Annotated in this window: 16 protein-coding genes and 2 pseudogenes; 12 read left to right on the forward strand and 6 right to left on the reverse strand. The window is 68.1% G+C overall.

Annotated features, from left to right (window positions below):
- The first annotated feature begins 5 nt into the window (after positions 1-5).
- The gene (locus G6N50_RS03540) at positions 6-1,046 is read left to right on the forward strand and encodes a ferrochelatase (RefSeq protein WP_083097560.1); all 1,041 of its coding nucleotides are present in this window, start codon (positions 6-8) and stop codon (positions 1,044-1,046) included.
- On the opposite strand, the gene G6N50_RS03545 is transcribed toward G6N50_RS03540, so the two are convergent.
- A complete protein-coding gene (locus G6N50_RS03545) occupies positions 1,043-1,987 on the reverse strand; it encodes a hypothetical protein (RefSeq protein ID WP_083097589.1) in 945 nt (314 codons plus the stop codon). The two genes, G6N50_RS03540 and G6N50_RS03545, sit on opposite strands and share 4 nt — an antisense overlap.
- A 57-nt stretch (positions 1,988-2,044) precedes the next feature.
- On the opposite strand from G6N50_RS03545, the gene G6N50_RS03550 reads away from it, so the two are divergent.
- From G6N50_RS03550 to G6N50_RS03560, 3 genes are read left to right on the forward strand one after another with little or no spacing between them, the layout of a single operon-like run.
- Positions 2,045-2,482: an NfeD family protein gene (locus G6N50_RS03550; protein WP_083097558.1), complete on the forward strand. Its 438-nt coding sequence runs from the start codon at positions 2,045-2,047 to the stop codon at positions 2,480-2,482.
- Positions 2,483-2,526: 44 nt separating this feature from the next.
- Positions 2,527-3,663 (forward strand): SPFH domain-containing protein, encoded by a 1,137-nt coding sequence (locus G6N50_RS03555; protein WP_083097556.1) that lies wholly within the window; start codon positions 2,527-2,529, stop codon positions 3,661-3,663.
- A gap of 9 nt (positions 3,664-3,672) precedes the next feature.
- Entirely contained in the window at positions 3,673-4,029 is a 357-nt protein-coding gene (locus tag G6N50_RS03560; protein WP_083097554.1) for a DoxX family protein, read from the forward strand.
- Here G6N50_RS03560 and G6N50_RS03565 read toward each other — a convergent pair.
- The 3 genes from G6N50_RS03565 to G6N50_RS03575 all read right to left on the reverse strand — a co-directional run bounded on the left by G6N50_RS03565 (position 4,026) and on the right by G6N50_RS03575 (position 5,569).
- Positions 4,026-4,442, reverse strand: a complete 417-nt coding sequence (locus tag G6N50_RS03565) for a nitroreductase family deazaflavin-dependent oxidoreductase (protein ID WP_083097587.1) — start codon at positions 4,440-4,442, stop codon at positions 4,026-4,028. The genes G6N50_RS03560 and G6N50_RS03565 overlap by 4 nt on opposite strands.
- A gap of 77 nt (positions 4,443-4,519) precedes the next feature.
- A complete protein-coding gene (locus tag G6N50_RS03570) occupies positions 4,520-5,137 on the reverse strand; it encodes a TetR/AcrR family transcriptional regulator (RefSeq protein WP_083097552.1) in 618 nt (205 codons plus the stop codon).
- A gap of 78 nt (positions 5,138-5,215) precedes the next feature.
- On the reverse strand, positions 5,216-5,569 hold the full coding sequence (locus G6N50_RS03575; protein WP_163650806.1) for a hypothetical protein: 354 nt from the start codon (positions 5,567-5,569) through the stop codon (positions 5,216-5,218).
- Between the two features lie 102 nt (positions 5,570-5,671).
- On the opposite strand from G6N50_RS03575, the gene G6N50_RS03580 reads away from it, so the two are divergent.
- Both G6N50_RS03580 and G6N50_RS03585 read left to right on the forward strand, forming a co-directional pair.
- Positions 5,672-6,406, forward strand: a complete 735-nt coding sequence (locus G6N50_RS03580) for a response regulator transcription factor (RefSeq protein ID WP_083097550.1) — start codon at positions 5,672-5,674, stop codon at positions 6,404-6,406.
- A pseudogene (locus G6N50_RS03585) lies at positions 6,403-7,864 on the forward strand (sensor histidine kinase). The gene G6N50_RS03580 and the pseudogene G6N50_RS03585 overlap by 4 nt, the downstream one beginning before the upstream one ends.
- A 517-nt stretch (positions 7,865-8,381) precedes the next feature.
- Here G6N50_RS03585 and G6N50_RS03590 read toward each other — a convergent pair.
- Together G6N50_RS03590 and G6N50_RS03595 are read right to left on the reverse strand one after the other, a co-directional pair.
- Positions 8,382-9,377, reverse strand: a complete 996-nt coding sequence (locus G6N50_RS03590) for a chymotrypsin family serine protease (RefSeq protein ID WP_083097544.1) — start codon at positions 9,375-9,377, stop codon at positions 8,382-8,384.
- A 48-nt stretch (positions 9,378-9,425) separates the two neighbouring features.
- Positions 9,426-10,193 (reverse strand): TVP38/TMEM64 family protein, encoded by a 768-nt coding sequence (locus tag G6N50_RS03595; RefSeq protein WP_083097542.1) that lies wholly within the window; start codon positions 10,191-10,193, stop codon positions 9,426-9,428.
- Between the two features lie 182 nt (positions 10,194-10,375).
- Between G6N50_RS03595 and mutA the strand changes: the two genes are divergently transcribed.
- The 6 genes and pseudogenes from mutA (at position 10,376) to G6N50_RS03625 (ending at position 19,628) form a co-directional block, all read left to right on the forward strand.
- Positions 10,376-12,253: a methylmalonyl-CoA mutase small subunit gene (gene mutA / locus G6N50_RS03600; protein ID WP_083097540.1), complete on the forward strand. Its 1,878-nt coding sequence runs from the start codon at positions 10,376-10,378 to the stop codon at positions 12,251-12,253.
- A 6-nt stretch (positions 12,254-12,259) separates the two neighbouring features.
- Positions 12,260-14,530, forward strand: coding sequence for a methylmalonyl-CoA mutase (gene scpA, locus G6N50_RS03605; RefSeq protein ID WP_083097538.1), 2,271 nt, complete (start codon positions 12,260-12,262; stop codon positions 14,528-14,530).
- Positions 14,531-14,609: 79 nt separating this feature from the next.
- Positions 14,610-15,592: pseudogene (meaB, locus tag G6N50_RS03610) on the forward strand (methylmalonyl Co-A mutase-associated GTPase MeaB).
- Positions 15,593-15,643: 51 nt separating this feature from the next.
- Positions 15,644-16,930 (forward strand): esterase/beta-lactamase LipL, encoded by a 1,287-nt coding sequence (lipL, locus tag G6N50_RS03615; protein ID WP_083097534.1) that lies wholly within the window; start codon positions 15,644-15,646, stop codon positions 16,928-16,930.
- A 221-nt stretch (positions 16,931-17,151) separates the two neighbouring features.
- Complete coding sequence (locus G6N50_RS03620; RefSeq protein WP_083097532.1) at positions 17,152-18,324, forward strand: acyltransferase family protein; 1,173 nt, start codon at positions 17,152-17,154, stop codon at positions 18,322-18,324.
- Between the two features lie 389 nt (positions 18,325-18,713).
- Positions 18,714-19,628 (forward strand): sulfotransferase family protein, encoded by a 915-nt coding sequence (locus tag G6N50_RS03625; protein ID WP_083097584.1) that lies wholly within the window; start codon positions 18,714-18,716, stop codon positions 19,626-19,628.
- The last annotated feature ends 203 nt before the right edge of the window (positions 19,629-19,831 follow it).

The raw sequence follows: 19,831 nt of genomic DNA on the forward strand, positions 1-19,831 counted from the left end.
CGGCAATGGAATTCGATGCCGTCCTGCTGCTGTCCTTCGGCGGGCCGGAGGGCCCCGAACAGGTTCGGCCGTTCTTGGAGAACGTCACCCGGGGCCGTAACGTGCCGCCGGAACGTCTCGACGAGGTCGCCGAGCACTACCTGCATTTCGGCGGGGTGTCACCGATCAACGGCATCAACCGTGCGTTGATAGCACAGCTGGAAGCCGAGCTGCATGATCGCGGCCTGGGCGTGCCGGTCTATTTCGGCAACCGCAACTGGGGGCCATACGTCGAAGACACCGTAGCGACGATGCGGGACAACGGAATTCGTCGGGCCGCGGTATTCACCACGTCGGCCTGGAGCGGCTATTCCAGCTGCACGCAGTACGTCGAGGACATCGCCCGGGCCCGCGCGGCGGCCGGGCCGGATGCGCCCGAATTGGTCAAGCTGCGGCCCTATTTCGACCACCCGCGGTTCGTGCAGATCTTCGCCGACACCATCGGGGCGGCATCGGGTGCGCTGACGGCCGAACAGCAGGCCGGTGCGCGGCTGGTGTTCACTGCGCATTCCATTCCGGTGGCCGCCGACGAGCGCCTGGGCCCGCGGCTGTACAGCCGCCAAGTCGCCTACGCCGCAAGCCTTGTGGCGGCTGCCGCCGGATACTCCGAGTACGACCTGGCGTGGCAGTCCCGGTCGGGACCGCCCCAGGTGCCGTGGCTGGAACCCGACGTCGCCGACCACCTGGCCACCCTGGCGGAGGCCGGCACCACGGCCGTCATCGTCTGCCCGATCGGGTTCGTCGCCGACCACATCGAGGTGGTGTGGGATCTGGACAATGAGTTGGCGGCCCAGGCCGAGGCGGCCGGCATCACCATGGTGCGGGCCTCGACGCCCAACGCCCACCTGCGTTTTGCGCAGATGGCCGCGGACCTGATCGACGAACTGCGCTACGACCGGACGCCCGAGCGGGTCGCCGGGTCAGACCCGGTGCCCGGTTGCCTGGCCAGCGTCAACGGCGCGCCGTGCCGCCCGCCGCATTGCGCGGCCGGCCGCCACCAGGATTAGTCGCCCCACGCCGAATGCAGGATCGCGGTCACGGCCGCCATCCGCGCCGAACGCACAACGGCGGTCAGCGGTCGCAGCGCGTCGCTGGCGATGCGAGCCTCCGAGGATGACTGCGTGCCGAGCGGTTCCAGTCCGGCGGCGACGGGCGCGGTGAAACGCTCCGGCGAGTCGGATCGACTCAGCCCCGCGCTGACCGCGATGATGGCGTCGACGTGCGCGGCGTTTTCCAGCACCCGCAGCGCGCGCGTCGGCGCATGGTCGGGAATACGGTGTTGCCGTGCGGATTCCAGTAGTTGCTCGACCAGTCCACGCGGATCGTCGACGTCGGCCGCCGCGGCACCCAGCCCGATGGCGCCCAGCGCGTCGGCGGCCGAGCGCACCGCCGACCGCAGCGTGTATTCGGCGTCGCCGAGCTCGTAATGGTCCAGCTCCGGAGCGCCGGGCAGCGAGTACACCGTCCACGTCAGCGCGCACAACTCCGCCAGCCGTGTCTCGTAGTCCTCGGGCGCGTCCTCGTCATCCTCGTAGGAGAATTCGGGCACCAGGCCGACGGCGGTGCCCGGGTTGCGGGGGTTGGCGATGATGACCGCCTCGCCGGCGGCCAGGGCGTCCCGCCCGAACTGCGTTCCGGGCGCCAGCCCGCGCACGTCGCCCGGCACCGGCAAAACCACGCTGATCGTCCCGCGCATCAACCCGGCACCGGCGGACGTCGGCGCCGGCCGGCCGATCGCGGCACGCATTGTCTGCAGCAGCGTGACCGTTCCGGCGTCGTGCACGTCGGGCCAGGGCAGCCCGGTGTGGCCCGCGGCGACGGCATCATACGCGGTCACCGATTGCTTTGGCGCCCAAACGGATAACGCGTCCAGGACGTCGTCGGGCGCGGCCTTTCCGGCGAGCCAGGCATTGGCCCACAGGGACAGCGAAACACTGGGACACCACACGATCACGCAGTGTAGTTGTTTCGCCCGGCAAAGGCGGATCACGCGTATTCTTGCCGCATGCACGCCGCGGTGCTTTGGCTAATATTCGCGCTGGTGCTGGCCGGTGCGGAGGCACTCACCGGCCATTTGTTTTTGGTGATGCTCGGTGGCGGCGCCCTGGCCGCGGCGCTCACCAGTTGGCTGACCGACTTTCCGGTGTGGACGAACGGGGCGGTGTTCCTGGTCGTCTCGGTGCTGCTGCTGGTGCTGGTTCGCCCGCCGCTGAAGCGCCGGCTGACGCCGATCGCGGCGCCGCGCCTGGGCATCGAGGCGCTGCAGGGCAAAACCGCGCTGGTGCTCGAACGGGTCGCGCGTGACGAGGGTCAGGTCAAACTCGACGGCCAGGTGTGGTCCGCGCGCCCGCTCAACGACGCCGATGTCTACGAACCCGGCGAGCCGGTCACCGTCATGCAGATCGACGGCGCGACCGCCGTGGTCTTCAAGAGCAGTCTTTAGCGGCGAGACGAAGCTGCCAAGGACTGGGATAGAGAGGAATTCCGATGCAAGGTGCGGTTGCTGGTTTGGTGCTGCTGGCCGTCTTGGTGATCTTCGCCATCGTCGTGGTGGCGAAGTCGGTGGCGCTGATCCCTCAGGCAGAGGCCGCGGTGATCGAACGGCTGGGACGATACAGTCGCACGGTCAGCGGGCAACTGACGTTGTTGGTGCCCTTCATCGATCGTGTCCGCGCCAGGGTGGACCTGCGTGAGCGGGTGGTGTCGTTCCCGCCGCAACCGGTGATCACCGAGGACAACTTGACCCTCAACATCGACACCGTGGTCTACTTCCAGGTCACCGTTCCCCAGGCGGCCGTCTACGAGATCAGCAACTACATCGTGGGCGTCGAGCAGCTCACCACCACCACGCTGCGCAACGTCGTCGGCGGCATGACCCTGGAGCAGACGCTGACCTCGCGCGACATGATCAACGGCCAGTTGCGCGGCGTGCTCGACGAGGCGACCAACCGCTGGGGCTTGCGGGTCGCGCGGGTGGAGTTGCGCAGCATCGATCCGCCGCCCTCGATCCAGGCCTCGATGGAAAAGCAGATGAAGGCGGACCGGGAAAAGCGCGCGATGATCCTGACCGCCGAAGGCACCCGCCAAGCGGCGATCATGCAGGCGGAGGGACAAAAGGCTGCGCAGATCCTCGCGGCCGAAGGCGCCAAACAGGCGGCGATCCTGACTGCCGAAGCCGACCGCCAGTCGCGGGTACTGCGCGCCCAGGGTGAGCGAGCAGCCGCCTACCTGCGGGCGCAGGGGCAGGCCAAGGCCATTGAAAAGACGTTCGCCGCGATCAAGGCCGGCCGTCCCACTCCGGAAATGCTGGCCTACCAGTACTTGCAGACACTGCCCGAGATGGCGCGTGGCGACGCGAACAAGGTGTGGGTGGTGCCCAGCGATTTCAGCGCCGCGTTGCAAGGGTTCACGCGGCTGCTGGGCGCGCCCGGCGAGGACGGCGTGTTCCGGTTCGAGCCGTCTCCGGTTGACGATGCGCCCAGGCATGCCACCGACGGTGACGACGCCGAGGTCGCGGATTGGTTCTCCACCGAAACAGATCCCTCGGTCGCCCGGGCGGTGGCCAAAGCCGAGGCCATCGCCGGCAAGCCGGCGGATGGCTCGACCGGGGAGCTGACTCCCTAGGATTGCGGAATGAGTGTGTTGACTTCCCCGAAGACGTACACGGCGCTCGCCGCGTTCCACGCCGTCGACGCGGTGTTGTGCGGCGTTCAGGTGGCTCCCATCAAGAAGGTGCTCGATGACGTGGGGCTGCCGGAGAACGTCCGGCCCGCGCTGCCGGCGGTGAAAGCGGCCGCCGCGGTCGGCTTGTTGTCGGTCTATCGTTTTCCCGCCCTGGCCCGGGTGACGACGGCGATGCTCACGTTGTACTTCGTGTTGGCGGTCGGTGCGCATGTCCGGGTGCGCGACAAAGTCATCAACGGCCTTCCGGCGGCACTGTTCTTGGCGCTGGTCGCCGGGATGACGATCAAGGGACCCGACGAGAACTAGTCGAGGCGCAACTCGACCAGCGGCAGCGGGGTATCGGTCTCGGTGATCGGGACGCCGAGCGTCTCCTCGAGCACCGGCCGCATCTTGTCCCAGGCTTTGCGATGACGGCTCAGGTAGGCGGCCAGCGCACGGTCGGCCTCCTGTTGGTCGAGGACCCGCGCCGTGGCACGCCGGGGCGCGTGGCTGCCCGCGTAGACGCGCACCCGCGGGTTGGCCTCAATGTTGCGGAACCACTGCGCCTTTCGGCCGAAGCCCGACGCGACGACGTAGGTGCCCGGCGAAGGGTGATCGAGAACTTCCAGCACCACATAGCGCGGTTCACCGGATTTGCGGCCGATGTGCTCGAGCATCAGGAGCCGCGAGCCGAACAGCGCGCCGGCGCGGGCCTTATAGATCCAGATCGGTGCGCGCATCAGGCGTCGCGACCGCAGCACGCGTGCGCTGGTATTGACGAAAAAGGTTGTGTTGGACACCTTTACCTCCATTTCTTTCACCGGCCGATAAGCCCGTCGCGATAGATCGAGAACACTTCGCCGGCCCACCGCCGCATTCCCTCATCCGAGAGCGGATCCACTCCGAGCACCTCGGTCAGGCGGGGCCGCAGCGTCAGCACCGCGAGGTCGTTGACAAGCAAAAACGCCGCCCGCACCGCTGCATCCATGCCGGGGCCGGCGGTGCCGGCCGCGACCATAGCGTCGAGAGTGGTTTGGCTGAGGCGGAATAGTGTGTCGAACAGTGCCGACCCGGCTTTCCGTCCGTTGATCAGCAGCCGGCTCAGGTATGCCGGGATCGGCGAGTCGGGTGGCAGGTAGGCGGCCAGGCCGTCGAGGAGGCTCGGCATTGCAGTGGGCTCGAGTCCGACCACCGCGGTCTGCTCGGTCATCCTCGTCAGCAGCGCTTCGAAGGTGGTGACGACGTGATTGTCGACGATCTCGACGAGCCCGTCTTTCGAGCCGTAATGCCTGATGAGCAGGGCCGGTGAAACGCCGGCCGCGTTCGCGATGTCGCGCAGGGTGACCGCGTCGGGGCCGCGCTCGGCGAACAGTCGCAGCGCTTCGTCGCGGATCCGCGCCCGGGCCGTGCGGTCGTCCGGCGGTGGTGAATGCACGTTTACAATTATAAACAGATGTTTACAAGCGGCGGCAGGGTCCCGGTCGACGGGCGATGATCACCGGTCGCCCCGACCTCAGGAGTGCGGCGGGGGCGGCAGCGGCGGCACGAAGTCACGCGGGGGTCCCGGCGGCCCGGGCGGCGGAGCAAATCCGAATCCACCCGGCATGGGTCCGGCCATCGGGGGAGGCGGGGGCCCGTGGAACGACGCGCCCATCATCGGCGGCGGGCCGGGCGGCGGGGGCGGGGGCGGCCCGACGCTGACGATCCAGGCGAAGGCGATCGCCGCGACGGTGCCGACCGCGCCGAGCAGCGCACCCGCCACCCCGGCGCCGATCACCACGCCGGTGGAGTGACGGCGCCGTTCGGGTGCCTGGTAGGTCACCGGCGGCTCGGGTGGGTTGGTGTTGATTTCGTCGTTCGTGGTCATGTTTCGGACGCTAGGAGCCGGAGCTGAAGTGGGCCTTAAGAAATCGGCCGGCCCTCGACGGGCTTCAGGTTCATCTCAGAACCGGTGCCGACAATAGGGGGTATGACGGATTCGCGGCATGCCGACGGTTGTTCGCCCGCGCGCCGGTCCGATCAGTTCAGCATCGGCACGCCGCGGGTACTGGTCGTTGAAGACTCCGAGACCATCCGTGAGATGGTCAGCGAAGCGCTCGCCGATGCCGGCTATCACACCGATGCCCGCTGCGACGGCGACGGCCTGGAAGAGGTTCTCGACGGGATGCGGCCCGACCTGGTGGTGCTCGACGTGATGCTGCCCGGACGCGACGGGTTCGCGCTCATCGACGTCATCCGCGAATGGGGTGACATCGGGATCGTCCTGATCACCGCCCGCGACGGGCTGCCGGATCGGCTGCGCGGACTTGACGGCGGGGCCGACGATTACGTCATCAAGCCGTTCGAGTTGGCCGAACTGATGTCGCGGGTCGGCGCGCTGCTGCGCCGTCGCGGACGGCTGTCCCAGGTGATTCAGGTGGGCGACGTCACGCTGGACCTCGGCGCGGGCGTGGCCGCGCGCGGCGGCCACCGGCTGGACCTGACCGCAACCGAGCTGCGCGTGCTGGCTTTTCTGGTGGAGCAGCGCGGCCGGATCGTCAGCGCGGGCCAGATCCTCAACGGCGTGTGGGGTTACGACGCGTACGACCCCAACCTGGTGCAGGTTCATGTCAGCGGGCTGCGGCGCAAGCTCGAGGCGCACGGGCCGCGGATCCTGCACACCGCGCGGGGCATCGGCTACCGCCTGCAAGCCGAGCGGTCATGACGGCCGCGTCGTCCACGCCGACGCCGTCGCTGCAGCGGCGCGTGACGCTGGTGGTGCTGGCGCTGCTCGCCGTTCTGCTGGTGGTGCTCGGCGTCACCATCGATATCACCATGGGCGTTCTCGCCCAACGCAATCTGCACGACCGGCTGCTGGCCGCGACATCGCGCGCGGACGCGCTGAGCGCCGCGCACACCTCACCCGATCTGCTCGCCGCCGAGCTCAACGGCGGCGGGATCCGGGCGCTCGTCGTCACCGCCGACGGCACCGCCTACGGTGACCGCGGGATCAGTCCTGAGCTGAGCGACGGGGCGGTCGATCCGCCACCCCGCCCTATCCGCCACCCCGCCGTATCCGCCACCGCCACCCGCGCCGTATCCGCCACCGCCGTACGCACTTCCGCCGCCGCCCGGTCCTCCGCCGGACGCCACCGCGACGGCCGTCGTGCACCCGCTGCCGAATGGCAGCCGGGTGATCCTGGTCGCCGACACCACGCAAACCACACAGGTCGCTCATCAGCTGCGCGGCTTGATGATCGGAGCTGGCCTGGTGACCCTGCTGCTCGCGGCGCTGCTGCTGATCGCGGTCAGCCGGGCGGCGCTGCGGCCGCTGGATCGGCTTACCGCCCTGGCCAACGCCATCACCACCGGCGACCGCGGGCGGCGTCTGCGCCCGGACCGCACCGACACCGAACTCGGCTGTGCCGCAAGGGCTTTCGACGGCATGCTGGACGCGCTGGAATTGTCCGAGCAGCGGGCACGCCACGCCGCCGACGCCGCGCAGCGCGCGGAGACGGCAACCCGGCGATTTCTCGTCGACGCCGCCCACGAGTTGCGCACCCCGATCGCCGGCATTCAGGTCGCCGCCGAGCAGCTCGCGCACGGCGCCTCCGAACACCAAGACGACGGGCAATACCGCCGGGCGAGCCTGTTGCTCTCCGACGCCAGCCGCGCCGGGCGGCTCGTCTCCGACATGTTGGACCTGAGCCGCATCGACGCGGGGCTCGCGCTCGAGCTGCACGACGTCGACGTGGCCGCCGTGCTCGACTGCGAAGCCGACCGGGCGGCCATGCTGGCGCCGCAGGTCAGCGTCAGCCGCACCGGTTTGGCCACGCTGCACCTGAATGCCGACGCGACCCGGCTGGCGCAGATCGTGTCGAACCTGCTCGACAACGCCCGCCGGTACACACCGGCCGGGGGAGCCATCACCGTCGACCTTCGCGCGCCCGAGGGTGTCGCGGAAATCACCCTCACCGACACCGGCCCGGGCATCCCGGATGACCAGCGGGACAACGTCTTCGAGCGACTGGTGCGCCTGGACCCCGGCCGTGCCCGCGACCACGGCGGCGCCGGGTTGGGCCTGGCGATCGCGCGGGCGCTGGCGCGTGCCCACGGCGGCGACCTGGCGTGCCTGCCGCATCGGGGCGGCGCTCGATTCCGGCTCACGCTGCCGCGAACATGAAACCGAGCGGCGGCCACCCGGGTGAGGCGGCCACCGCTCGGCACGCTAACGCACGGCCGGATCAGAATCCCGGCGGTGGCGGCGGACGGAACGGTCCACCCGGACCGCCCGGCGGCGGCGGTGCAAGCGGTCCACCCGGCGGAGGGGGCGGCCCGCCTGGCCCGCCTGGCCCGCCTGGTCCACCCGGCCCCGGTCCCCAGGGTTGTCCCGGCCACGGCGGCGGGGGCGGCGGATCCGCGCTCGCCACCGCGGCACCGATCCCGGCCGCGGCCACCCCGAGGGTTCCCGCGATCAACGAACCAGCGATCACTTGCCTGATCTTCACTGGGCAATCCATCCTCTCTGTTGACGGTTCCTTCACCCGGCAGGCGCGAAATCGACCTTCTCGCACCGCATTTACCGGTCCCTGCCCCCCTCGTGGCCGACTCGGAGGCGATGCCGCGACGGTAGACAGGCAGCCTGAAGCCGACCTGAAGATGAAAGGAACCTGCGCCTCGGGGCGCTCAGTGATCGCGCGTCAGCGCGGGGAAGACGGCGCGGTCACGGCCGTCAGGCGCCACTTGTCCAGCCAGGGCCGCACCAACTCGGCGACGGAGAACTTGGCCCGCGCCGCGCACCCGGCTTTGGGGATGACGGGGTCACCGCCGCGGATGAGGATGCCGACGGCGCTGACGGTGCCGTCCTTTTCGTACAGATACACCGGGCCGCCCGAATCGCCGCACTGGCCGCTCGCCAAGAACACGACTTTGCTGCCCGTGATCCTCACGATCTGCCCGCAGGAGTCCGCGCCGGAGCCCATGCCGAATTTGCACAACTGCTGACCAATCTGCAGGTTGGTGGCGACACCGGTGACCGGCAGCGTCGAGGCGACCGCGGGGGACTGGGGAATGTTGTCGCCGTCCAGCGTGATCAGGCCGATGTCGTGCTGTTCGTTGTGCACACCTTCGCTGACCGTCTGGCTGAACGTGCCCAGCGTCGCGTAGGGAAGGACGCCGCCGAGGTTCATCGTCACCTTGCTGGGTCCCCCGGGGCGGTTGCAATGCCCTGCGGTGAGGATCGCGGTCTTGCCGGCGCTGGTGTGCACCAAAAACCCTGCGGTGCAACCCATTCCACCCGAGCCGTCGGCGTAGTCGACGTAGATCCCGGCGCCCGGACCCACGGCGCTGGCGGCGGGCAGATCGATCGGCACCAGGACGGGCTGCGGCGGTGCCGGCTGCTGCGCCGGTGCGGAGGCGGTCCTGGGAAACAGGCAGACGGCCGCCACGAGGGCGGCGATGCTGCACACCACGGCAACGACGAGCAACGAGGTGTGAATTTTGGCCCGCTGTGGCGGCACGTCCGTTGCGGCGGAGGCGCTCTTCTCGGGCTTAGGGCGCCGCTCGCCGCGGCCGGGTACGAAACCCATCACCGCAATCACCGCCAACGCCAGGGCGCTCAGCGGCAGCGCGACGGTCCGGGCCGGCGAGTACGAGGCCCCCCAGCTCGCCACCTCCACCGCATACATCCTGACCATTAGATCGATCTTTGGCGCGCCGCGCGGCGGTCTGACCGAAGTTGGTGATCAGCTGATGGTGGCCGGCTCCGGGGAGGGCTCGCCGTCAAGGGGGCGGCGAGCACGGCGATGGTGCCGTCGAAAGTGGCGAATCTCGACGATCAGCCCGGTTAGCCCCAGCGCGCTCGTGACGCCCGACACCAGATACAGCAGTGCGCTGACGTGACCCGCCAGCGCGTCGCCGAGAACCACCACGGCGGTGGTGCCGGGCAGCAACCCGGCCAGCGTTGCCACCGCGTAGGGCAGCACCCGCACGCTCGACGCGCCCGCCGCGTAGTTGAGCACCGAGAACGGCACCGCGGGAATCAGCCGCAGCGACACGATGGCCAGCCACCCGCGTTGCCGCAGGCGCTCTTCCACCGTGTCGATCGACCGGTGGCGCACCAGGCGGTTCAGCCGCCACCCGGCCGCGCGCACCAGCAGCATGGCGATCATCGCGCTCGCGGTGCTGGCCACCACCGCGATGGCGACGCCCAGCAGCGGACCGAACAGCAGCCCGGCCGCCAGGGTGAACGCCGTGCGCGGAAAGGGCACCACCGTCGCGACGATGTGAGCGATCAAGAACGCCAGCGGAAACCACGGCCCGACGGACTGCGCCCAGTCGCGCATCTGCACCGGCGAGGGCAGCGGGAGCAACGATGCCAGCACCAACAGCGCTGTGATGCCCACCACTGTCCAGACGATCCGCGACCGCGACACGCCTCGGGCGGCGACGCCGATCGCGCCGCCGAGATCGCGAAGCGTTTCGGTGATTTTGCTGGTGGCGGAACCCGTCACGGCTTCCTAGGGTACGGGGCGCGGATGAATAAGGCGTTTCCCGAGGCTGGCGTTTCATCGTGGATCGCACACGACTGGCCGCACCTGGCGGTTTTTGGCGACCAGCGGTCATCAATTAGCCTCAGTAGCTAAGTGGTATCCCCAGAGCTGTAGCCCCAAATGCTGGGAAAAGGGAGCAATCGGTGTCCATTGATGTACCCGAACGCGCAGACCTAGAACAGGTTCGCGGGCGTTGGCGCAGTGCGGTCGCCGGTGTGCTGGCGAAAAGCACCCGGAAGGACCCCGAGCAGTTGGGGGACGCGCCCGAGCGGCTGCTGGAAACCCCGACGTATGACGGGATCGCGATCCGCGCGCTCTACACCGCACTCGACGAAGTGCCGGAACCGCCGCTGCCCGGCGAGTGGCCCTATGTTCGCGGCGGCGACGCGCTGCGCGACGTCCAGTCCGGCTGGAAGGTCGCCGAGGCCTTCCCGGCCACCCCCGTGCCCGGCGTCGCGGCAAAAGACGTCAACTCCGCGGTGCTGGACGCGCTCAACAATGGGGCCAGCGCCCTGGTCCTGCGGATCGGGGAATCGGGCGTGGCGCCCGACCAGCTGGAAGAGGCGCTCGAGGGCGTCTATCTGAGCATGGCGCCGCTGATCCTCGAAGCCGGCGCCGACTACCCGGCGGCCAGCGACGTGGTGCTGGGGATGGCCGAGGGGGTGGAACCCGACCAGCGCGCCACCGTGTCGATCGACCTGAGCGGCGACCCGCTGAGCGCGGCGCTGAGTGAGCGGCCCGCGCCGAACGTCCAGGACGTGATCGCGGTGGCCAAGCGGGCCGCCGGAAACACCGGCGTGCGCGCGATCACCGTCGACGGGCCCGCCTTCCACAACCTCGGTGCCAACGCGACGTGGGAGCTCGCGGCCAGCGTCGCGGCCGCGGTGAGTTACCTGCGGGTGCTCACCGAATCGGGGTTGTCGATCGGTGAGGCGTTGCGGCAGATCAGCTTCCGGTTCGCCGCCGATGACGACCAGTTCATGACGATCGCCAAGTTCCGCGCGGCGCGCAACCTGTGGGCGCGGGTCGCCGAGGTTGTCGGCGAGCCGGATGGCGGTGCGGCCGTCATCCACGCCGAGACCTCGCTGCCGATGATGACCCAGCGCGACCCGTGGGTGAACATGCTGCGCTGCACCCTGGCCGCCTTCGGCGCCGGGGTCGGTGGCGCCGACTCCCTGCTGGTCTTCCCGTTCGACGTCGCGATCGACGGCGGATTCCCGGACATAGCAACGAGTTTCGCTCGCCGCATCGCGCGCAACACGCAGCTGCTGCTGCTCGAGGAGTCGCATGTGGGTCGCGTCCTGGACCCGGCCGGTGGTTCGTGGTTCGTGGAGGACCTGACCGGCCGCCTGGCCGAGCAGGCTTGGGAGCAGTTCCAGGCCATCGAGGCGCACGGCGGATTCACCGAGGCCCGCGACTTCATCGCCGGCCAGATCGCCGAGGTGGCCGCCCGCCGTCGTGACGACATCGCGCACCGCCGGACGGCGATCACCGGTGTCAACGAATTCCCGAACCTCACCGAAGCGCCGCTGCCGCAAAGCGACTCGGCGTATTCGCCGCTCGCCGCCGGAAACCTGGTGCGTTACGCCGCGGAGTTCGAGGCGTTGCGGGACCGCTCGGACGCCTACCTGGCCCGCACCGGATCGCGCCCGCAGGTGCTGTTGCTGCCGCTGGGCCCGTTGGCCGAGAACAACATTCGCGCAACGTTCGCCTCGAACCTGCTGGCCTCCGGTGGCATCGAGGCGATCAACCCCGGGACGATCGACGCCGACGGTGTCGCGTCGGCGGTGACGGACGCGGGGTCGCCGACCGTGGCGGTCATCTGCGGCACCGACAAGCGATACCAGGACGAGGCCTCGGGCGTCGTGCAGGCCGCGCAGCGCGCCGGCATATCACGCGTCTATCTGGCCGGGCCGGAAAAGGCCGTGGCCGACGCCGAGCACCAACCGGACCAATTCCTGACCGCGAAAATCAATGCGGTCCAAGCTCTGTCGGATCTGCTCACGAGGCTGGGGGCGTAGTTACTGATGACGACCACTGCACCTGCTGTTGGCAGCTTCGCCGATGTGCCGCTGCACAGCGAGCGGACTGTTGCACCGGCGACCGAAGCCGCGGTCGAAGAACACGTGGCCGCCGCCGCGGCCGCGCATTCGTACACACCCGAGCAACTGCAATGGCAGACACCGGAAGACATCGACGTCAAACCGGTCTACATCGGCGCGGACCGCGCGGCCGTGGAAGCCGACGGGTATCCACTGCACAGCTTCCCCGGCGAACCGCCGTTCGTGCGCGGGCCCTACCCGACGATGTATGTCAATCAGCCGTGGACCATTCGGCAATACGCCGGGTTCTCCACCGCCGCGGAGTCCAACGCGTTCTACCGGCGCAACCTGGCCGCGGGCCAGAAGGGTCTGTCGGTGGCCTTCGACCTGGCCACCCACCGCGGGTATGACTCCGACCACCCGCGCGTGCAGGGTGACGTCGGAATGGCTGGCGTGGCAATTGATTCCATCCTCGACATGCGACAGCTGTTCGACGGCATCGACCTGTCGACGGTGTCGGTCTCGATGACCATGAACGGCGCGGTGCTGCCGATCCTGGCGCTGTACGTGGTGGCCGCCGAGGAGCAGGGTGTTCCGCCGGAGAAGCTGGCCGGCACCATTCAGAACGACATCCTCAAAGAGTTCATGGTGCGCAACACCTACATCTATCCGCCCAAGCCGTCGATGCGCATCATCTCCGACATCTTCGCCTACACCAGCGCGAAAATGCCGAAGTTCAACTCGATCTCGATCTCCGGCTACCACATCCAGGAGGCCGGGGCCACAGCGGATTTGGAGTTGGCCTACACGCTTGCCGACGGGGTCGACTACATCAAGGCCGGGCTGGACGCCGAGTTGGACATCGACAAGTTCGCGCCCCGGCTGTCGTTCTTCTGGGGCATCGGGATGAACTTCTTCATGGAAGTCGCCAAGTTGCGGGCGGGCCGGCTGCTGTGGAGCGAGCTGGTTTCTCAGTTCGGCCCGAAGAACGCCAAATCGCTGTCGCTGCGCACACATTCGCAGACCTCGGGCTGGTCGCTAACCGCGCAGGACGCCTTCAACAACGTCGCCCGCACCTGCATCGAGGCGATGGCCGCGACGCAGGGGCACACGCAGTCGCTGCACACCAACGCGCTCGACGAGGCGCTGGCGCTGCCCACCGACTTCTCGGCCCGCATCGCCCGCAACACCCAGCTGGTGTTGCAGCAGGAGTCGGGCACCACGCGGCCGATCGACCCGTGGGGCGGCTCGTACTACGTCGAATGGCTGACTCATCAGCTCGCGCAACGCGCCCGCGCCCACATCGCCGAGGTCACCGAGCACGGCGGCATGGCGCAGGCCATCAGCGACGGCATCCCCAAGCTGCGCATCGAGGAGGCGGCGGCCCGCACTCAGGCCCGCATCGACTCCGGGATCCAGCCGGTGATCGGGATCAACAAGTACCAGGTCGAAGAGGACCAAGAGGTCGAGGTCCTCAAGGTCGAGAACAGCCGGGTGCGCGCCGAGCAGCTGGCCAAGCTCAAGGAGCTGCGGGAAAGCCGTGACCAGGCGGCGGTGGACGCGGCGCTGGCGGAACTTTCGCGTGCGGCGGCCGCGCAATCCGGCGGAGCCGGCAAGGGGGATCGAGACGGGCTGGGCAACAACCTGCTGGCGCTGGCCATCGACGCGGCCCGCGCCAAGGCCACCGTCGGCGAGATCTCCGACGCGCTGGAGAAGGTGTATGGCCGTCACCAGGCGGAGATCCGTACCATCGCCGGGGTCTACCGCGACGAAGCACGGGGGGGCGGAAACATGACTTCCTTCTCGGACGCCACCGAACTTGTCGAGAAGTTCGCGGAAGCCGACGGTCGCCGCCCCAGAATTCTGGTCGCGAAGATGGGCCAGGACGGCCACGACCGCGGTCAGAAGGTGATCGCGACGGCGTTCGCCGACATCGGTTTCGACGTGGACGTCGGTTCGCTGTTCTCCACCCCCGAGGAGGTGGCCCGCCAGGCCGCCGACAACGACGTGCACGTGGTCGGGGTGTCCTCGCTCGCCGCCGGCCATCTGACGCTGGTGCCCGCGCTGCGCGAGGCGATGGCCGCAGTGGGGCGGCCCGACATCATGATCGTGGTCGGGGGCGTCATTCCGCCGGGCGACTTCGACGAGCTGTATAAGGCCGGGGCCGCTGCCATCTTCCCGCCCGGGACGGTGATCGCCGACGCCGCAATCGGTTTGCTGCACAAGCTCGCCGAGCGGCTGGGTTACGACCTGTAATGATCGCCGCGACACTGCAACTACCGACGGTGTTACTCGGGAAATGCGTCGCCAGTTGCAGTCTCGCGGTGTGGGAAAGATGAACCCGGAACAATTGGCCGAGGCGATCCGCAACGGTGATCGCACGGCGCTGCCGCGGGCCATCACGCTGCTGGAGTCCACCCGCGCCGACCATCACGAGAAGGCGCAGCGGCTGCTGTTGGAGTTGACGCCGGATTCGGGTAAGGCGCATCGCGTCGGCATCACCGGGATCCCCGGGGTGGGAAAGTCCACCAGCATCGAGGCCCTCGGCATGCATCTGATCGAACTGGGCCATCGGGTGGCGGTGTTGGCCGTCGACCCGTCGTCCACCCGCACCGGCGGCTCGATCCTCGGTGACAAGACCCGGATGTCGCGCCTGGCTATGCATCCGGATGCATACATTCGGCCGTCGCCCACGTCGGGCACCCTGGGCGGGGTGGCCAAGGCCACCCGCGAAACGGCGGTGCTGCTGGAGGCGGCCGGCTTCGACGTGATCCTGATCGAGACCGTGGGGGTCGGTCAGTCCGAGGTGACGGTGGCCAACATGGTCGACACCTTCGTACTGCTGACGCTGGCGCGCGGCGGAGATCAGTTGCAGGGCATCAAAAAGGGTGTGCTGGAGCTGGCCGACATCGTCGTGGTGAACAAGGCCGACGGGGATCACGTCGCCGAGGCCCGGTCGGCCGCGCGTGAGCTGTCCGGGGCGATCAGGTTGATACATCCGCGTGAAACGCTGTGGCGGCCGCCCGTCCTCACCATGAGCGCGGCCGAGGGGACCGGCCTCAAGGAATTGTGGGACACCATCGAACGTCACCGGCAGGTGCTCAGCGAGGCGGGGGAGTTCGAGGCGCGCCGCCGGGCCCAGTTGGTCGACTGGACCTGGCAGATGGTGCGCGACACGGTGCTGGACCGGCTGATGTCCAGCCCCGCGGTGCGCAAGATCCGTGCTGACGTGGAGCGAAAGGTCAAGGCGGGGGAGCTAACTCCCGCGCTGGCGGCCCAGCAAATATTGACGGCCGCGTCAGGCTAACGGATAGGTAAATAATCGGGATTCCGCTCCTGCCGGTTGTGAAATCGAAGTAAATTCAAAGTGTGACGGTGGATACCCGAGTCGATCGACGCGCGGTCCGTGTCCACGATGACCCTGACGCAGGTCATCGTGTGTCCGGCGCGGCGGACTCACACTTCGGTTGCGTCGTTCGTAGTTTCGCCAGCATGTTCCCGGCCCGCCGGTTCGGTGGTGGGGCGCTGGCCGTGTATCTCGACGGCCAGCCCGTTGTCGACGTCTGGACGGGTTGGTCAGATCGGGGTGGCCATACGCCGTGGTCGGCCGACAGCGCGACGATGGTGTTCTCGGCAACGAAAGGGATGGCCGCCACAGTCATTCACCGGCTCGCCGATCGGGGGCTGATCGACTACGACGCCCCCGTCGCCGAGTACTGGCCGGCGTTCGCGGCCAACGGCAAGGCCGACATGACCGTGCGCGACGTCATGCGGCATGCTGCCGGCCTGTCGGGCCTGCGGGGCGCCACCAAGGACGAACTGCTCGATCACGTTGTGATGGAGGAGAAGCTGGCCGCGGCGGCTCCCGGGCGGCTGCTGGGCAAGTCGGCGTATCACGCGCTGACTTTCGGCTGGCTGATGTCGGGCATCGGCCGGGCCGTGACCGGCAAAGGCATGGGCACGCTGATCCGCGAGGAGCTCGCCGAGCCGTTGGGCACCGATGGGTTGTATTTGGGACGCCCGCCGGCCGGGGCGCCGACGCGTGTCGCCCAGATCGTCGCCCCGCAGAACATCGTGAGCAATTCGCTCGTCAACTGCGTGACGCGCAAGGTCGTCAACGAGCTCTCCGGCGGATTCCGGTCCATGTACTTCCCGGGCATGATCGCCGCGGTTCAGGGCGACACCCCATTGCTGGACGCCGAGATCCCAGCGGCCAACGGGGTGACGACGGCCCGCGGCCTGGCACGGATGTACGGCGCCATCGCCAACGGCGGCGAGGTCGACGGCACCCGGTTCCTGTCCCGCGAGCTGGTCGCCGGCCTGACCGGCCGACGCAGCCTGCGCCCGGACCGAAACCTGTTCGTGCCGTTGGCGTTCCATCTGGGCTACCACAGCCTGCCCATCGGCAACGTGATGCCCGGCTTCGGCCATGTCGGGCTCGGTGGTTCGCTCGGCTGGACCGACCCGGCGAGCGGGGTCGCCTTCTCGCTGGTGCACAACCGGCTGCTGACACCATTCGTGATGACCGATCACGCGGCGTTCGTCGGCATCTATGCGCTGATTCGCAAGGCCGCCGAGAAGGCACGCGAACGCGGCTTTCAACCGGTCACCGAATACGGGGCACCGTTCTACGAGCCGGGGGCCGTCGCCGGCTAGCCACCTTCGTCGTCGGCCGCACCCCCGCGGGGGTGTTTTGTGGACGATGTACTCTGACCCGATGTTTGCCCCGTCGAATTCCGTGCATGCTCGCGGCGTTGCCGGAGAAAGCACGGTCGGTGATCGGCGCGTTGGGGGCGCGCTGATGGCCGGACGGCGATATCGGCATCCAGGAGAACGGCAAACTCAGGTCGCCTGGTCGAACGCATCGGAACCCCCACATGAGTGCGAACCCCGAAGTTTCCGGCCGCGATGCCACCGCCGGCCGCCGGCCACAGTGGCGAGGTGCGGCAAGTCCGAGGCTCGCGCAGGTATTCGACCCGCGACATAATGCGCTGAACGTTTGGCGCTTGGTGCTGGCGTCGGGCGTCATCCTGGAACACTCCTGGCCGCTGACCGGCCGCAAGCTGCATACTCCGGTCGACCAGTTGCTCACACAGGGGTGGGTGGACGGGTTCTTCGTCATCTCGGGCTTCCTCATCACGTCGAGCTGGGTGCGCAACCCGCGCCTCCGCGAGTACTTCGTCGCCCGTGGCCTTCGGATCTTTCCGGGCCTGTGGGTCTGCCTGGTGGTGGTCGCGTTCGTCATCGCCCCAATCGGCGTGCTGATCCAAAAAGGTTCTGCCGTGCGGCTATTGCTGTCTCCCGCGCCGATTACCTATGTACTGAACAACGCCGTATTGAACGTGTACCACGCCGGCATCGATGGAACGCCGAAGAATGTCCCCTTCCCGGGCGTGTGGGACGGGGTGCTGTGGACGCTCATCTTCGAATTGTTCTGCTACATCGCCGTCGCCATTGCCGGCATAGCCGGCCTCTTCAATCGCCGGTGGCCCGCTCCTGTGGTGTTCACACTCTTTCTTGTCGCCGCGGTGCTGGTCTCCTACCCGGTCGACGCGGTGCCGACGTTCCCGCAGATGGTGACGCGGTTCGCGCTGGTGTTCGCTGCGGGTGCAGTGCTGCACGAGTTTCGGGACAAAATTCCCGCTCGATGGTCACTCGTGGCCTTGAGCGCCGTCATCGTCGTGGCGGCCGGCCTGCTGGTGCCCAACTACCGGATACTGGCCGCGCTTCCGCTGGCTTACGCCGTCGTCGTTTCGGGCGCGCTGATCCACAACGAGCGCTTGCGGTTGCGCACCGACCTTTCCTATGGCGTCTACATCTACGCGTGGCCGATGCAGCAGTTGCTGGTGATCTGCGGGCTCGCCTTCTTGCATCCGCTGGCGTTCGCGTTCGTCGCCGCCGCCGCGACCCTCCCGCTGGCCGCACTCAGCTGGTTCCTGGTGGAAAAGCGTGCGCTGTCGCTCAAATCGCGCTTCAAGCGCAAAGCGCGCGGATGGGGTGCCGCGGATATCGGGGAACAACCCGCCGCGGACGCCGTCTCGGCCGAATGAGCGCCTGACGAGTTCTTGGGCTGCGTTTGCACTGCGGTGCCCGGCTCGTGTGATTCGCCGCTGATCTAAGAATCCCGGCGCCGAACCCGGGAAAAGCGCCGCCTATTCGGCGTCTTTGGCGCACTGATTTACGTGGCCGAAGACGCTTCGTGACCGGTCGCGTGGTGGCCAAAGGGGAGTAATTGAACACCGCGCGAGAAATTGCAAAGTCATGCATAATGACCAGATCCCGGGGGCCTGACAGACGCGAACTGAAAGGTATGGGTTTCGCGATGACGCCTGCCCCCACGACCAAGTCCGCCGATAGCGTCGCCACTGGCGGCGATTTTCCGGCGCCTGCCGCCCGCTCCCGATGCGAAGTTCGCCCCGTCGCGCTGTTCGTGATGGGCATGGCACGGTCGGGGACATCGGCGCTCACCCGGGTCCTGTCGCTCTGCGGGAGCACCCTGCCGGCCGGGATGTGCGGCGCCGACGGGAACAACCCGCGCGGCTATTGGGAGCCGCGCGCGGCGATCATGCTCAACGAGACGATTTTGCGACGCCACGACAGCAATTGGTACGACCCGACTATGCGCCTGCAGGAAGAGTGTGCGTTCGGCGCCGGGGAGAAGGCCGCCTGCATCGCGGAGATCGGCGCTTACCTGGGCACGCTGCCGGCCGCGCCGCTGGTGGTCATCAAGGAACCGCGGATCACCGCGCTGTCCGAACTGTGGTTCGAGGCGGCGCGCCAGGTCGGCTTCGACGTCGCCGCAGTGATTGCGGTGCGCCACCCGCAAGAGGTGATCGCCTCGGCGGCCAAGTACGTGCAGACCTCACCGGAGCTCTCGAGCGCCCTATGGCTCAAATACAACCTGCTCGCCGAGCGGCACACCCGCGGCATACCGCGGGTATTCGTCGACTACGCGAACCTGCTCGACGACTGGCACCGCGAGATGAAGCGCATTGCGACGACGCTCGAAATCGATCTGGACACCGCCGAAGAGGGTGCAATCGAGGAGTTTCTCACTCCGGATCTTCGTCGCCAGAGATCCTGCGGCCCGGTGGCAGATCATTTCGGCACGGACTGGATCTCCGCGGTCTACGAAGCGCTGCGCGGGGCCGCCCAGGACGACCCTTTGAACGCATCGACACTGGATCGGGTGTTCGAGTCGTATCAGGCCAGCGAGCGGGATTTCCGGTTGGCCTTCACGGAATTCCACAGTCGAACCAACAGCGTGGTTCGCCGGGTGTTCAGGCCGTTCCTCGTGAAGCCGATCCTGGAGATCGCCGCGATGGTGCACAGGCGCAGGGGAGCCTGGGCCTAGACGCCGTTTCGCGCTGGTCAGCGACGTCCTCTCCGTGAAACGTTGGCCTGGAGTGAGATATGCACCCCCGCGGCGTCCATCCAAACATTAAGTAAGCGAAACAAATTCGTAAAATCTGTGTGCTGATCCATCGGGTCCGGTTATAGTTCTGACGGGCACAATATCCGATGAAACCGGGGGCGAAGTTGGCGGTCGCAAGTCAG

It is taken from the genome of Mycobacterium mantenii (assembly GCF_010731775.1).
GTDB lineage: Bacteria > Actinomycetota > Actinomycetes > Mycobacteriales > Mycobacteriaceae > Mycobacterium > Mycobacterium mantenii.